The sequence below is a fragment of the Zoogloea sp. genome (assembly GCF_041914405.1).
GTDB lineage: Bacteria > Pseudomonadota > Gammaproteobacteria > Burkholderiales > Rhodocyclaceae > Zoogloea.
The window spans coordinates 98,242-112,619 of record NZ_JAYSDK010000004.1; the positions used below are offsets into that span (position 1 = coordinate 98,242).

General features: G+C 63.0%; 12 protein-coding genes. 8 read left to right on the plus strand and 4 right to left on the minus strand.

The features are described 5' to 3' along the window. Positions 1-16 precede the first annotated feature (16 nt). Together ACE3RX_RS03745 and gshA are read left to right on the plus strand one after the other, a co-directional pair. Positions 17-1,375 (plus strand): MFS transporter, encoded by a 1,359-nt coding sequence (locus ACE3RX_RS03745; protein WP_374480458.1) that lies wholly within the window; start codon positions 17-19, stop codon positions 1,373-1,375. A 297-nt stretch (positions 1,376-1,672) separates the two neighbouring features. Continuing rightward, positions 1,673-3,247 (plus strand): glutamate--cysteine ligase, encoded by a 1,575-nt coding sequence (gene gshA / locus ACE3RX_RS03750; RefSeq protein ID WP_374480460.1) that lies wholly within the window; start codon positions 1,673-1,675, stop codon positions 3,245-3,247. Positions 3,248-3,352: 105 nt separating this feature from the next. On the opposite strand, the gene ACE3RX_RS03755 is transcribed toward gshA, so the two are convergent. Next, positions 3,353-6,082, minus strand: a complete 2,730-nt coding sequence (locus ACE3RX_RS03755) for a M16 family metallopeptidase (protein WP_374480462.1) — start codon at positions 6,080-6,082, stop codon at positions 3,353-3,355. 161 nt (positions 6,083-6,243) lie between these two features. Between ACE3RX_RS03755 and ACE3RX_RS03760 the strand changes: the two genes are divergently transcribed. From ACE3RX_RS03760 to ACE3RX_RS03775, 4 genes are read left to right on the plus strand one after another with little or no spacing between them, the layout of a single operon-like run. Next, positions 6,244-6,840 carry an RNA polymerase sigma factor gene (locus ACE3RX_RS03760; RefSeq protein ID WP_374480464.1) on the plus strand — a complete coding sequence of 199 codons (597 nt, stop codon included), beginning with the start codon at positions 6,244-6,246 and terminating at the stop codon, positions 6,838-6,840. Between the two features lie 16 nt (positions 6,841-6,856). Then, the gene (locus tag ACE3RX_RS03765; protein WP_374480466.1) at positions 6,857-7,246 is read left to right on the plus strand and encodes a hypothetical protein; all 390 of its coding nucleotides are present in this window, start codon (positions 6,857-6,859) and stop codon (positions 7,244-7,246) included. 24 nt (positions 7,247-7,270) lie between these two features. Then, positions 7,271-8,446, plus strand: coding sequence for a metallophosphoesterase (locus ACE3RX_RS03770; RefSeq protein ID WP_374480468.1), 1,176 nt, complete (start codon positions 7,271-7,273; stop codon positions 8,444-8,446). 21 nt (positions 8,447-8,467) lie between these two features. After that, entirely contained in the window at positions 8,468-9,019 is a 552-nt protein-coding gene (locus ACE3RX_RS03775) for a dihydrofolate reductase family protein (protein WP_374480470.1), read from the plus strand. Positions 9,020-9,389: 370 nt separating this feature from the next. Here the strand turns inward: ACE3RX_RS03775 and ACE3RX_RS03780 are convergent, their stop codons facing one another. Beyond that, positions 9,390-9,866 carry a hypothetical protein gene (locus ACE3RX_RS03780; protein WP_374480472.1) on the minus strand — a complete coding sequence of 159 codons (477 nt, stop codon included), beginning with the start codon at positions 9,864-9,866 and terminating at the stop codon, positions 9,390-9,392. A 466-nt stretch (positions 9,867-10,332) separates the two neighbouring features. On the opposite strand from ACE3RX_RS03780, the gene ACE3RX_RS03785 reads away from it, so the two are divergent. Together ACE3RX_RS03785 and ACE3RX_RS03790 are read left to right on the plus strand one after the other, a co-directional pair. Continuing rightward, positions 10,333-11,382 carry a DUF262 domain-containing protein gene (locus ACE3RX_RS03785; RefSeq protein WP_374480474.1) on the plus strand — a complete coding sequence of 350 codons (1,050 nt, stop codon included), beginning with the start codon at positions 10,333-10,335 and terminating at the stop codon, positions 11,380-11,382. Continuing rightward, positions 11,379-12,062 (plus strand): MAE_28990/MAE_18760 family HEPN-like nuclease, encoded by a 684-nt coding sequence (locus tag ACE3RX_RS03790; protein WP_374480476.1) that lies wholly within the window; start codon positions 11,379-11,381, stop codon positions 12,060-12,062. The genes ACE3RX_RS03785 and ACE3RX_RS03790 overlap by 4 nt, the downstream gene beginning before the upstream one ends. Positions 12,063-12,140: 78 nt before the next feature. On the opposite strand, the gene ACE3RX_RS03795 is transcribed toward ACE3RX_RS03790, so the two are convergent. Continuing rightward, positions 12,141-12,434 (minus strand): hypothetical protein, encoded by a 294-nt coding sequence (locus tag ACE3RX_RS03795; RefSeq protein WP_374480478.1) that lies wholly within the window; start codon positions 12,432-12,434, stop codon positions 12,141-12,143. Between the two features lie 19 nt (positions 12,435-12,453). After that, positions 12,454-14,355, minus strand: coding sequence for an ATP-binding protein (locus tag ACE3RX_RS03800; protein WP_374480480.1), 1,902 nt, complete (start codon positions 14,353-14,355; stop codon positions 12,454-12,456). Positions 14,356-14,378: the final 23 nt, after the last annotated feature.

Consider the following 14,378-nt stretch of genomic DNA (forward strand, 5'->3'; position numbering starts at 1 on the left):
CCACAGGAGACAAGACATGAGCACTGGCACGGCACAACTGGCCCTGGAGCGCCCGCTGGCGGCGGCCCGCGGCGAGCGCATCAGCGGGCAACGCCTGCGCGCGATCATCGTCGGCTCGGCGGGCAACCTGGTCGAATGGTTCGACTTCTATTGCTACGCGGCCTTCGCCCTCTATTTCGCCAATTCCTTCTTCCCGGCCCAGGACCCCACCGCGCAGATGATGTCCACCGCCGGCATCTTCGCGCTGGGCTTCTTCATCCGCCCCCTCGGCGGCGTGCTGTTCGGCCACATCGGCGACCGCCACGGCCGCAAGGTGGCGCTGATGCTGTCGGTGCTGCTGATGTGCTTCGGCTCCCTGCTGATCGCCTGTGCGCCCACCTACGCCACCGCCGGCATCCTGTCGCCGATCCTGCTGCTGATCGCCCGCCTGCTGCAGGGCCTCAGCCTCGGCGGCGAATACGGCGCCAGCGCCACCTACCTGTCGGAGATGGCCGACTCGCGCCATCGCGGCTTCTACGCCAGCTTCCAGTACGTGACGCTGATCGGCGGCCAGCTGCTGGCCCTGCTGCTGCTGCTCGTGCTGCAGAACTTCCTGCTCGACGCCGAACAGCTGCGCGCCTGGGGCTGGCGCATCCCCTTCGTGGTCGGTGCCGGCCTGGCCCTGCTGGCCCTGCGTATGCGCCACGACCTGCCGGAAACCCAGTCCTTCGAGAACGCCCGCAAGAAGGCCGCGTCGATGGGCGGCCTCAAGCAGCTCGCCCAGCACCCCCGCGAAGTGCTGCTGGTGGTCGGCCTGACGATGGGCGGCACGCTGGCCTTCTACGTCTATACGACCTACATGCAGAAGTTCCTGCGCCTGTCCGTGGGCCTCACCGACGCGCAGACCACCGCCGTGTCGGCCGCCTCGCTGATCTTCGCGATGTGCCTGCAGCCGCTCTACGGCGCGCTGTCCGACCGTATCGGCCGGCGCCCGCTGCTGGTCGGCTTCGCGCTGCTCGGCACCCTGTTCACCGTGCCGCTGCTGACCGCCATCCGCCACGCCAGCGGCCCGTGGGAAGCCTTCGGCCTGATCGCCTGCGCCTGGCTCATCGTGTCCGGCTACACCTCCATCAACGCGCTGGTGAAGGCCGAGATGTTCCCGGCGTCGATCCGCGCCACCGGCGTCGGCGTGCCCTACGCCTTCGCGGTGTCGGTGTTCGGCGGCACCTCGGAATACATCGCCCTGTGGTTCAAGCAGTCCGGGCTGGAGAGCGGCTTCTACTGGTACGCCACCGCGGTGATCGCCTGCACGCTGCTGGTGTGCTGGTTCATGCGCGACACCCGCGCCAGCTCGCTGATCGAAGCGGAAGCCCAGCTGCAACCCGCCCAGGCCTGATCCCTGACGCGGATGCCCCGGCATCCGCATCTCCTCAGCCTCCCCGCCGGCCCCGGCGCGGAGGCTTTTTTTGCGTCACGACGCCCCTTGCGCCGGGAACCAACGCGGCGCCCGGCTATCCCACTGCGGGAACCCCCAGTCCCCAGCTCCGCATAGAGCGCGCACAATAAGCGTGCATACACCGGCTTACTTCATAATGCCGCCCGATACTGGAGGATGAAGCCGCGCCGGGTCAGCGCCCTTGCGACCCGGCCGCCCCATCCGCCCCGACTGAATCTGCCCCTAGGAATCCGACTTTTGAGCGATCCCCTGTTGCGCCGCCTGGCCCTCTTCGACCGTGCCGACCAGCACGATCTGCTGCGTCACTGCCGACACGGCGTGGAGCGGGAGAGCCTGCGCGTCGATCCCGCCGGCGACCTGGCCCTGACGCCCCACCCGCTGGCCCTCGGCTCGGCACTGACCCACACCCAGATCACCACCGACTACTCCGAAGCGCTGCTGGAGTTCATCACCGACGCCCGCGAGGACGCCGCCGACACGCTGGACGAGCTGGACGCCATCCACCGCTTCGTGCAGGCCCACCTCGGCGAAGAGCGCTTGTGGCCCAACTCCATGCCGTGCCGGCTGCCGGACGAAGCCACCATTCCCATCGCGGACTACGGCAAAAGCCACGTCGGCCAGCTCAAGCACGTCTACCGCAAGGGCCTGGCGGTGCGCTACGGCAAGACGATGCAGTGCATCGCCGGCATCCACTACAACTTCTCCCTGCCCGAGGCCCTGTGGCCGCTGCTGCAGCAGGAGGAAGGCGACACGCGCTCCGCGCAGGACTGGCAATCGGCCTGCTACATCGCGCTGATCCGCAACTTCCGCCGCTACAGCTGGCTGCTGCCCTACCTGTTCGGCGCCTCGCCGGCGGTGGGCGCCAGCTTCTTCCGCGGCCAGCCGCACCGCCTCGACACGCTGGACGCCGAAACCCTGTACCTGCCGTGGGCAACCAGCCTGCGCATGAGCGACCTGGGCTACCAGAGCGAGGCCCAGGCCAGCCTGACGCCCTGCTACGACAGCCTGGACAGCTACCTGGACAGCCTGCGCCGCGCCGTGACCACGCCTTACGCCCCCTACGCCGCAGTCGGCACGCAGCGGGACGGCGAGTGGGTGCAGCTCAACACCAACGTGCTGCAGATCGAGAACGAGTACTACTCGACAATCCGCCCCAAGCGCGTGATCAACAGCGGCGAGCGGCCGCTGCAGGCGCTGGGCGCCCGCGGCGTGCAGTACGTGGAAGTCCGCTGCCTGGACCTCAACCCCTTCCTGCCGCTGGGCATCGACCTCACCGAGACGCGCTTCCTCGACGCCTTCCTGCTGTTCTGCGCGCTGGAGGACGGCCCCGGCCTGATCTCCGGCGAATGCGGCGAATGCACCGGCAACTTCGCGCGCAGCGTCAATGAAGGGCGCAAACCGGGCCTGCAGTTGAAGCGCCACGGCAAGCCGATCGGCCTCAAGGAATGGGGGCTGGAACTGCTTGAGCGCATCGGCGCCTGTGCCGACCGCCTCGATGCCGCCTTCGGCCACGACCAGCACCGCCGCGCACTGGATGCCCAGCGGGCCAAGCTGGAAGACGTGTCGCTGACCCCGTCTGCCCAGGTGCTGAAGAGCCTGCAGGACGACCAGATCAGCCTGTTCGCCTTCGGCCGCCGCCAGGCCGAGCGCCACGCCGAGTGGTTCCGCCAGCACCCGCTGGACGCCGCCACGGAAGCCCGCTTCGAACAGGCCGCCCGCGACTCCCTGGCCGCCCAGGCCAGGCTGGAATACGAGCAGCAAGGCAGCTTCGAGGACTACATGGCGCACTACCTGGGCGCCATCCACAGCTAGCCTGCGGCTGTCGTGGGGGCGAATTCATTCGCCCTTGGTCGCAGGAACGGAGTCCACGGGCGAATGAATTCGCCCCTACATTCAACGGCTTTGGCGACGGCGCGCCTACTCGCCGCGGCCGACCGACCACACCAGCGGCGCGCCCTGCAGGTATTTGCGGAATACCGCGGTCACGTCGGCGGCGCTGAGGCGGGAAATCTGCGCGTCGTACTGGGCGATCCACGCGTAGTCGTGACCGTTTTCCAGGCCGGCGGACAGCACGCCGACAAAGCCCTTCTCATTGCGCAGCCCGGTCTTGCGCTCCTCCAGCCAGGTGCGCTTGGCGCGTTCCACTTCCTGCTCGCTGAAACCGTCCTTCAAGGCACGCGCCAGCTCGGCCTTCAGGCTGGCCAACGCGGCCTCTGCCTGCGGGCTGGCCGCCGAGGCCTGCAGCCGGAAGCTGCTGCGCGGGTCGAAGCTGCGCCCGGCGAGGCTGACGCCGGCCCCATAGGCCAGGCCTTCCTTCTCCCGCAGGCGCTGCCAGATGCGGCTGTCGGCGTCGCCGCCGAGCACCTTGGCAGCAATGCGCAGCGCCGGGAAATCCGGTGAATCGTCGGTGATCGGCAGCAGGGCCTGGCCGACCACCGAGGCGTTCGGCTTGGCCGGCATGCTCACCACGATGGGCGCTGTATCGACGGCGGCCGGCGCCGCCTCTTCGCGGATGCGTTCGTAGGGCACCGGGGATTTCGGCAGCTGAGCGACCTTGCCCCACACCGCCTGCACGTCGGCCGGCGTGAAGTCGCCCACCGCCGCCAGGCGCAGCCGGCCGACGCCATGCAGGTCGGCGACGCACTGGCGGGCCTGCTCGTAGGTGGCGGCCCGCACCGCGGCCAGCTGGCGCTCCAGCGACCAGGGCTGGTTGGGATGCTCGTCCGGGTAGTTGTCGAAGCGCAGCGCGACCTGGCTGGAGGCGACGGAAGCCGGGTCCTTCAACGCGGCCTCCAGGCGGGCGATGGAGGCCGCCTTCATGCGCTCGAACTCGTTCTGCGGCAGGCTCGGTTTGGCCCACACCGCCAGCAGGATATCCAGCGCGGCCTCGGCGTTCTTGCGCGGCACTTCCAGCGTGATCTCGCCAAGGCTCAGGGACCACTGGGCCTGCAGGGCTTCGAGCTTCGCATCGAGCTGGTCGCGGTTGAGGCCGGCGCCGCCATAGGCCAGCAGGCTGCTGCCGAAGTTGCAGGCCACGCGGCGGCCGGTGAAGGCCTGGGTGTTGCCGTAGTCGTTGTTGAGGCTGATCCACGCCAGCGCACCCTGGGTCTTGCGCGGGATCAGCACGGCCTTGGCCATCTCGCTGGGCAGCGGCACCGGCACGCTGGCCTTGGCGAGCTCCGCCGCACTGGCGGGAATCGGGTCGCTGGCCTGAGCCAACGCCGGCCAGTTGCCGCCGGCGACCAGTTCCTGCGCGGACGGCGCGGCGGAACTCGCCGGCACCTCCGGCTTGTCGCCGTGGCGCAGCAGCACATCGGCCCGGTTGGTCGGCACCACCCACTTGCGCAGCGCCGCGTTCACCTCGTCCAGCGTCACGTCGCGGGCCCGGTCCCGCTGCCAGAAGAACAGGCGCCAGTCGCCAGCCACCTCGGCGCGGGACAGCAGGCTGGCCACGCTCTCATGGTTGCTGGCCAGGCGCTCGTAGCCGTTCAGCTCGGCCTGGCGGGCGCGCTCCAGTTGCTCCTGGCTGATGCCCTGGCGCGCCGCCGTCTCCAGGTGCTCGCGCAACGCGCGGCCCAGGGCTTCGGCATCGGCGTCCTTGCCCGCCGAGGCGCTGCCGACCAGCAGGCTGTAATCGGGCTGGATCTGGGTACGGCACTGGGCCGACACCGCCAGCTTGCGCTCCAGCACCAGGTCCTTGCGCAGGCTGCCCCAGTCCTGCGCGCAGATGGCGCTGACGCCCAGATCGAAGGCGTACAGGCTGCGGTCGCGCATGCCCGGCAGCTTCCAGCCGCTGGCGGCGATGGTGGTGCCGGCGGGCAGGAACAGCTCGCTGCGGTTGATGACGGCGCGCGGCTCCTCCCGCGTCCACGTGGCCGGCTTCGGCTCGGCCGGGTTGCGCGCCTCGGCGAACAGGCGGCTGGCCAGCGCCAGCACGCGCTGGGCGTCGAAATTGCCGGTGACAATCAGCGCCGCGTTGTCCGGCCGGTAATGCTTGCGGTGGAAGGCCTGCAGCGCCTCGAAGGGCGCATCCTCGATGTCGCTGCGCGCGCCGATGGTCGGCCGCCCGTAGCCGTGCCAGAAATAGGACTGGCGCTGCAGCGCGCGCATCACCACGCTGCCCGGATCGGTGTCGTTGCGCTCCAGCTCGTTGCGCACCACCGTCATCTCGCTGGCCAGATGGGCCTTGGTGAAGCTGGCGCGGATGAAGCGGTCCGCCTCCAGGCGCAGCACCTCGTCCACCTTCTCGGGCTCGGCGGCCACCACCTCGAAATAGTTGGTGCGGTCGGTGGAGGTCGTGCCGTTCCACGTCGCCCCCAGCGCGGTCAGATCCCGCTTCAGGTCGGCGCGCGGGCCGGCGCTCTTGAACAGCATGTGCTCCAGCAGATGCGCCATGCCCGTCTCGCCATAGCCCTCCTGCTTGCTGCCGGTCTTCACCAGCAACTCCACCCGCACGCTCGCCGCCGACGGAAACGGCGCCAGGATGATCTTGAAGCCATTGGCCAGCCGGTACGACGCAAACCCGCCCGCCTCGGCCTCCGCCTTCGGCACGACCGCCTCGGTTTTCCCCGCGGCCTCCGCAGCGGGCATCAGCATCTGTACGGCAAGAAACACGGCCAGGGGCAGGCGACGGGGAATCAGGGACATGATGGCGCGGGGCTCGGAAACGTCATGAAGGGGCGCTGATGATAACGCGCAGGGCTTGGGCGAACCTTGCGCGGAAAGGGCTGCGCTTATGCGAAGTTCTGATAAGCAACTATTTTTCCCCCACCCCACAATATCCCCGCCTGCCGTTCGTCTCCCCAGGCATGGATGCACCGTTTTCACTTCCTCTGCCCCACGAAGAGCCCACGCCGATGGCCGAGCAGGACCGACGCCTGACTGAAACCATCGCCCGCGAGAGCGGGCGGCTGGGCAGTTTCATCCGTCAGCGGGTGCCGGACTCGGGCGAGGCGGAGGACATCCTGCAGGATGTCTTTTTCGAGCTGGTCCAGGCCTGGCGCCTGCCGCAGCCGATCGAGCAGGTTGGCGCGTGGCTGTTCCGGGTGGCGCGCAACCGCATCGTGGACCGCTTTCGCAAGCGGCGCGACGAGCCCCTGCCGCTCGCCGGGCCGGAGGACGGCGACGACGACACGCACTGGCTGGACAACGCGCTACCGGCCAGCGACGGCGGGCCCGAGGCGGCGCATCTGCGGCGGCTGTGGCTGGAAGCCATCGCGGCGGCCCTCGACGAATTGCCGCCGGGGCCGCGCGACACCTTCATCGGCCACGAGATCGACGGGCGCAGCTTCAAGGACATGGCGGCCGACAGCGGCGTCCCCCTGAACACCTTGCTCGGCTGGAAGCGCCAGGCGGTGCTGCACCTGCGCGAGCGCCTCCAGCCCCTTTACGACGAACGAAACTGAACGGGAAACCACCAAGATGAAATGCTCTACCGAGAAATCCAGCTGCGTGTCGCGCTGCATCAAGATCGGCCTGCTGGCCGTGGCGGGCGTCGGCGCCCTCACCTGGGTCGTCATGGAATTGTGGAACTGCCTGCTGCCCGACCTGTTTACCGGCGTCTCGCGCATCGGCTACTGGCAGGCGCTGGGCGTGCTGGTGCTCAGCCGGATCCTCTTCGGCGGGCTGCGCGGCGGCTGCCACGGCCACTGGCGCGAGCGCCGGGCCCAGTGGGAAAGCCTGACGCCGGAAGAGCGCCAGCAGCTCAAGGGCCGCTTCCACAGCCGCTGGGGCAACTGCGGTGCGCCGAGCAAGGTCGAAGCACCGGAGAACACCGGTGGCAACAGCGATCAACCCTCCGGCACCGCCTGAGACAACCAGAACGGAATGCCCCCCATGCCCCAAACCCGCACCGAGACAGCGCCTGCACACAGCCACACGCGCCTGCCCAGCCACCTGCGCCGCGCCTTGTGGCGCATGCTGCCGCTGATCGGCGCCCTGCACGCCTACATCGGCTGGCGGCTGCTGCCGCCCCTCGACCTGGGCCCGGCCGGCCTGACGCTGGCCATCGGCGGGCTGGTGCTGTCCACCGGCCTCATGCCGCTCGGCCTGCTGGGGCGCTTCCTTGTCGTGAGCCAGGCGCTGGCCGACCGGCTCGCCTGGCTGAGCAGCCTGGCGATGGGCTGGCTGTCCTCGGTGCTGGTACTGACGGTGCTGCGCGATGTCGCCCTGCTGATCGCCGATGCGCCGTCGCTGGCCGAGCCGAGCGCCCTCGCCGTCGTCGGGCTGGCCAGCCTGTTCACGCTGGTCGGCTATTTCAATGCGCGGCGGCTGGCCGACATCGTCCGCGTGGATATCCCGCTGGCCGACCTGCCGCCGGAACTGGCCGGCTTCACCATCGTGCAGCTCAGCGACATCCACGTCGGGCCGACGATCAAGCGCGACTACGTGCAGGCCATCGTGAACCGCGTCAATGAACTGGATGCCGACCTCGTCGCCATCACCGGCGACGTGGTCGACGGCAGCGTCGACCAGCTGCGCGCCCATACCGCGCCGCTGGGTGGCCTGCTGAGCCGGCATGGCAGCTATTTCGTGACGGGCAACCACGAATACTATTCCGGTGCGGCGCCGTGGATGCGCGAGTTTGAGCGCATCGGCCTGCGCGGGCTGCACAACCGCCACGTAGTCATCCACCACCGGGGCGCCCGCTTCGTGCTGGCCGGCGTGACCGATTATTCCGCCGGCGCCTTCGACGCCGCCCACGCCAGCGACCCACATGCGGCGCTGGCCGGCAGCCCCGCCGACCTGCCGCGCATCCTCCTCGCCCACCAGCCGCGCTCGGCCCCTGCCGCCGACGCCGCCGGCTTCCACCTGCAGCTCTCCGGCCACACCCACGGCGGCCAGTTCTGGCCGTGGAACTTCTTCGTGCCCCTGCAGCAGCCCTTCACTGCCGGCCTGCACCGCCACGGCGGCCTGCAGGTCTATACCAGCCGCGGCACCGGCTACTGGGGGCCGCCGAAACGCTTCGGCGCGCCGTCGGAAATCACCGTGCTGCGGCTGGTGGTGGCCTGAGCATGACCCAAGAGGTGAATCATGAAGACCCAGTACTACACCGCCTCCAGTCTCGATGGCTTCATCGCCACCGAGGACGACTCGCTGGAATGGCTGTTTCCCCTTGGCGATCTGAACGCGTCCAGCTATCCCGCCTTCATCGCCGAAGTCGGCGCGCTGGCCGTGGGGTCCTCCACCTATGAATGGATGCTCCGCAACGCCGACCAGGTGGCCGCCGAGACCGGCTCCCCCTGGCCCTACACGCAGCCGGCCTGGGTATTCACCACCCGCCAGCTCCCCGTCGTGGAAGCAGCGGACATCCGCTTCGTCAAAGGCGACGTGCGCGAGGTGCACCAGCAGATGCGCGCCGCAGCGGGGTCGAAGAACATCTGGATCGTCGGCGGCGGAGACCTGGCCGGGCAATTTCATGACGCCGGGCTGCTCGATGAAATCATCATCCAGGTCGGCTCCGTGACACTCGGCAAGGGGAAACAGATCTTCCCACGCCGCGTCCTGAGCCCAACGCTGCGGCTGATGTCAGTTCGCCAGATGGGGAGCAGCATGGTGGAATTGCGGTACGAGATTGGGAAATAGCGGAATGCTCAAGCAAGGCGGGCGGGGCGGCGGCAAGGACGGGAAGGCCCGGCCCGCCTGACATGCCCGCGGATAAAACGCGCCAGACCTGGCCGCTCGCCCCCCCGACTTGAACCTTCGATGCCCGGAGCCGAACGCTTGATGCCGGGACTTGAACTCACTTCCCTCGGAGCTGAACTTTTGATCCCGTGATTGAAGCCCACTTCCCTCGGAGCGAAGCGCTAGAGGCTGCGACATGAGCTGGCTCACCCCTGATGGAAACCCACTCATGTCCGGAGGAGGCTGGCTTCCCAAAAATTGAAACCCGTGCCGCCCAGTGCAACACGGGTCTCAATCCGAACCTCGCGCACTCCCCTGCAAGCGAGGACCATCAGGCCGGAACGGCACCCGTTTCATCGCGACGCCGACTCTGCCCCTTGAAACGCGTCGACGCCTGGGCGCGGAGTTCATCCAGCGCCGTGCCCTTGCCCGCGAGTTTGGCAAAACGGTAAGCCTCCAGCGCCGCGCCGTAGATGTCGCTGCCCAGCGCCATCTCGGTGTCGTCCCCACGCTGGGTCAGCGCGGTCAGACGGGCCAGCACCGGACGCAGGCGATCCAGCGCCTGGATGTCCGCGCCAAACTCCTTGAGATCGAAAGTCCCCGGCAGAATCTCCGGAGACTGGGCGATCACGTCATACGCCTTGCGCGCAAACATCTCGGACTTGGGGCCCATCTTGCTCAGCTCACGCCGCTGATCCACCGACAGGGAAATCAAACCCGCCAACTGCTGCTCCAGCACCTCCAGGGCTTTCTGGACCAGGTCGATCTGCTCCGCAGACAGCGGCAGTGAAATCACATTCTGGGTCATCCTCTCGCTCCTTCTCGGCTTGCCGATTCATGACATTGGCACGAAATTGTGCGAAGCGGATTCTGGGAGAGAGGGGTAGATTATGTCAATCAGATTGCATGGAGCTCGCCGGATGCCGCGCGAGGGAAGTGAAGGACGCCACAGCGTTCGTGGCGGAGATCGTGGAAATATCTCCCTAAAATATCCACAAGTCAGTTCGGTCCCATCGTCACGATTAATGGCCCTTCGCTCTTCATCGCCCCCTGCAGACAGCCCAGCACTCAACGAATGGCCTTGGATGCATTGAATGAAGGCATCTCGGCCAATGCTGTCCTCTGCCCTCCATCCATCACACGATACACATGCAGTGCAAAACTGACTCCGAAGACACCCACAATGCTTCGCACGATTCAAATAAAAGAAAGCAGTATGATTCCATTACATGTACTGCAAAACCACGGATAGACAAGACAAGAGGAGCAAAGAGATGAATGTCGAAAGCATTCAAGATCAACTTAATAATAATCGTCGTAGCGTTGCTTTTGACAGCTATGACCTTGCTGTTCGGCAACTAGTTGATATGCTTATGGAGAAAATGATCGATATCGCTCCTGAATATCAACGTCATTTTAAGTGGAACCCTGAACGACAGTCTCAACTAATAGAATCGCTTATGCTTGGGATACCTGTCCCGAGCCTATTTATGGCAACAAACAGAGACTCATCGTGGGAAGTCATTGATGGACTGCAGCGGCTAACTACGATCATAAATTTCATCGGCACATCTGAACAGATCGAAGAGATTAACTCTCAAGGAAGTAAACTACGACTAACTGGCCTTGAAAAACTGACAACAATGAATGGCTTGATATTTGAAGACCTTCCAAAATCGGTTCAAATGATGTTTCTCACCCGTCCAATCAGGGTAACTGTTCTAAATGACCGCAGTGATTTTGGAGTTCGATTTGATTTGTTTGAGCGCCTTAATACCGGCGGCATTACGTTACATCCACAGGAAATCCGGAATTGCATCTTCCTTGGACCGTTCAATGACTTTATCAAAACTTGCGCCGAGAACGAAGACTTCCGAAATGTCATCAAATTGCCAAAGGATGCAGAACGTAGTGGCAGCCTCGAAGAATTGGTCTTAAAATTCTTCGCATATTACGAGGACCAAGATAAGTTCGTTCATAGTGTCGAAGGCTTTCTCAACAACTATATGGAGCGCAAGACTTCGTCCTTCAAGAATACGAAAGAATTAAGAACAATATTCAATTCAACGTTCAAAGTACTGAACAGTAGTTTGCCTGATGGAATCGTTCGCACCCCTCGTAAAAACACTACGCCGATAGTCCTTTTTGAGGCAATTAGTGTTGGTACAGCGTTAGCAATTGCTGGCAAGAAGTCAATATCCCCTGAGAAGCTCAAGGCTCTGCTGGATAGTCCAAAGCTAAAAAGGCTGACAACTGGCGCCACGAATAGTCGGAAGATGCTAATCGAGCGCCTTTCCCTAGTACAAAAGGACTGTCAGCAGTGACATTCAATGCAGCCAGAAGGATTGCTACCGAGCGGTTTAACGAGGTTCTCGTTTACCTTAACCACATTACGACATTAGAGCCACCCGCAGGACAACCTGTTCCTCAAGAGGTAAAGATCATGCGCGGTCTATTTTACGTTCAATTATATGGAGCTTTAGAGAAAGCAACTAATGATTCACTTCAAAATTTATTATCAAAAATCGGAGGACTCCAACCAAAAAATTGCCATGTAACCCTACCTTTCAATGTTATTTCCATGTCAAAACAATGGAAATCACTTAAAGATAGCGGCTATAAAAACGCACTCTGCCGTGTCCGAGAGTTTTTCTTAGCCGTAGAGGAAAACAAGTTTCACGGTATAGACGAATCTCTTTTTGCAGACATTGTTCAGAACATTTGGGCCAAAACAATCGATGACATCATATTAGCATTGGGCATCACTGGATTTGCGCTGTCTGTTTCTGACCGAGCATTGGTTGACGAATTGGTTGAAAAAAGGAATGCCATCGCACACGGACGAGAAAGTCCGTCAAGCATAGGCGAGCGTGATAGGTGTGAAGACCTTAGAAGGAGATTGAACCAAGTACAAACACTTGTCACCAATCTTATAGATCGATTTGAGAATTACTTTAATGCCCGAGAATTTGTGTACGCTGCTCATCAAGCACACTATCAGTAAAGGAAAGTTTGTCAAATCACTATTAATACCAGCCTTCTTCTGTGTTTTAAAGAATGGATACCAATAGTGGGGAAGCTACTAGAAAAGCACATTTGCATAGATCAATGCGAGCTCAGGCGCTCTCAGTCCTTTATCTCCTTCTTCGCCTCTTCCCCGCATCAGCAGACTCTCCAGATACGCCGCAACTACATCTCCATGCCTCCGTTGGGCATCAAACAGCTCATAGTGCTCTAAGGCGGCGGTCTTCTTGGCCCGTTCAGTAGCAAACAACTCCGCAATTTCGAGCTGGATTAGCCAGACGCTGACATCCTCGGTCCGTAGCGTAAGTTGTGCCTGTCCTTTGTCCGTCCGGTAAAGGATCAGTTCGCTCATCGCATGCAATGCGCGAGGCTCACGTAACGGATATGTGGGCGAGCCAAGCCCGACCTGCATCGGTCACGACGTAGGCTTGCTGAGGATGGTTCACCACCTCCGGGTGGGTGTATTGAAGCCAACCCTGCTGCTCACGCAGTGCGTTCAAATGCGAGGACTTGAGTGCATTGACCTGCCGCCCCAATCGGGATGCCAGTTGCTCAGCACTATGGGGTCTGATCGCACACAGCCAGACGATGAGCGGCCAGAGCTTGTCCCTGCGCGCTTTGGGGCCGAGCGCAGCGATGGCATCGTGAAGCTCTTGGGGGAGGTCACCCGTATTTGATGGGAGGTCACCCGTATTTGATGGGAGGTCACCCGTATTTGGTGGGAGCTCACCTGCGTTTGGACCGTCAAACAGAGGCAGGTCGGGCAAGTCCCGCAACTGGTAGTACGTTGCTGACCCCGCGCCTCCCTGTGCCAGCAACTGACGCTGATGGTGGAGTCTGCGCAAGACCTGACTTGCAGCCAGCGTATCCAGATCCGTAATGGCTCGCAAACCGGCATTGTCTACAGCGCCGGTCTCCCGGGCCAATATCAGCGCCTTGGCTTCATCATCACTAAGCTCAAGATGAGTGAATTGCTGCAGCCAGCGCAATTGATCGGCATCCAGCAACTGGTGAAGCAGATAGGTTGCCGTGAACTGGTTGCTCTGGCTGCTGCTGGCAAACACAGGGGCTGTCAGCCTGGCCTTCTGAAGCAGGCGCCGCATGGTGCGGATACCTGACCCTTTGGTTTCTGCAAAGTCCAGGTCGTAGAGAACCGAGGCAATGTAGGGGTTGCGCTGGATGGAGCCCATTTCACCCAATGTTGCTGTCGGCTTGAGCGAATAGCCTGCATTGCGGACCTCCAGGCGGTTGCTGTAGCGCACGACCAATATCGGCTGATTAACCTGGTAGTCCCTGTGCATCACCGCGTTGACGATGGCCTCCCGAATGACTTTTTGTGGCAGGAGGGGCTCGTCACTGCGCTGCGTATCCCCCTCCCGCAGACGAAAATGCCTGGGCATATCGTCGAGAATGCTTGCTTCCAGCTTGGGAATCAGCCGAATCAAGGGCTCCCGGATATCGAGCGTGGTGGCAAAACGTTGGTCCGGATCTTCCACCCACTGGGTACCATTGATCCGGACATAATCCACGCGCATGGCGGGCAATAGCCGACGCAGAGCCAGGGGCTTTCCGAGCAGCAGCAGGCCGGCAATGTTGGGCACCCATGCGCCATCCCTTCGCCTTACCAAGTGGAGCGCGTGCAGCATATCCGGGTCATCGGCCAGCAGTTCTTCGGCATGTGGCCGCACCTTTTGCCGGAGGGTTCGATACAGGCTGATGGCAGCAGGATCAAGGTCGTCCCACTCCGCATCTCTGGGCACGATCTGCTCGAATCCCAGACCGCTTTTTGCCAGCAGGATGGGCTCCAGCTCCAGCTGACCGCACTCGTAATCGCCATTCAAACCGCGTCGCCAGATACCCGTTTTCTTTTTGTTCTTGCTGTCGAATTTGCCCTTGAAAGTACACGGCTTGGCCCCTGGTTCCAATTCCGGAACAAAGATCACCAGCACACGCTTGCCCTCAAGCACAGCAGCCCTGGCGTGGACTGGAATCGGCTGTTCAAACTGATCCCGGCAGTTGCCCTGGAGATCATTGAGTAGCTTGTCGCTATCCGTAACACCGGCCACCCAGAATTCCGAATGAACCTCATCCGGCTCTGCGATACCGAGCAACAGATAGCCGCCACCCAGCCCGGGCTCATTTGCATAAGCGCAAACGGTCTGCATGGCAGACCCACCAATCTCACTGCCCCACTTTGCCTCTATGCGCGGGTGTTCGTCCAGTTCGCGCAACTGCTGCAAGAGCTCTTCCGGATTAAATTCGAAATCGTTCATGTCGGAAGCCTGGAAGGCGATCG

Coding starts and splice junctions, on each gene's coding strand:
- ACE3RX_RS03780 (WP_374480472.1), bottom strand. CDS start 9,866: ATGACCCAGAATGTGATTTCACTGCCGCTGTCTGCGGAGCAGATCGAC.
- ACE3RX_RS03800 (WP_374480480.1), bottom strand. CDS start 14,355: ATGAACGATTTCGAATTTAATCCGGAAGAGCTCTTGCAGCAGTTGCGC.
- ACE3RX_RS03755 (WP_374480462.1), bottom strand. CDS start 6,082: ATGTCCCTGATTCCCCGTCGCCTGCCCCTGGCCGTGTTTCTTGCCGTA.
- ACE3RX_RS03795 (WP_374480478.1), bottom strand. CDS start 12,434: ATGAGCGAACTGATCCTTTACCGGACGGACAAAGGACAGGCACAACTT.
- ACE3RX_RS03785 (WP_374480474.1), top strand. CDS start 10,333: ATGAATGTCGAAAGCATTCAAGATCAACTTAATAATAATCGTCGTAGC.
- ACE3RX_RS03770 (WP_374480468.1), top strand. CDS start 7,271: ATGCCCCAAACCCGCACCGAGACAGCGCCTGCACACAGCCACACGCGC.
- ACE3RX_RS03745 (WP_374480458.1), top strand. CDS start 17: ATGAGCACTGGCACGGCACAACTGGCCCTGGAGCGCCCGCTGGCGGCG.
- ACE3RX_RS03765 (WP_374480466.1), top strand. CDS start 6,857: ATGAAATGCTCTACCGAGAAATCCAGCTGCGTGTCGCGCTGCATCAAG.
- ACE3RX_RS03775 (WP_374480470.1), top strand. CDS start 8,468: ATGAAGACCCAGTACTACACCGCCTCCAGTCTCGATGGCTTCATCGCC.
- ACE3RX_RS03760 (WP_374480464.1), top strand. CDS start 6,244: ATGGATGCACCGTTTTCACTTCCTCTGCCCCACGAAGAGCCCACGCCG.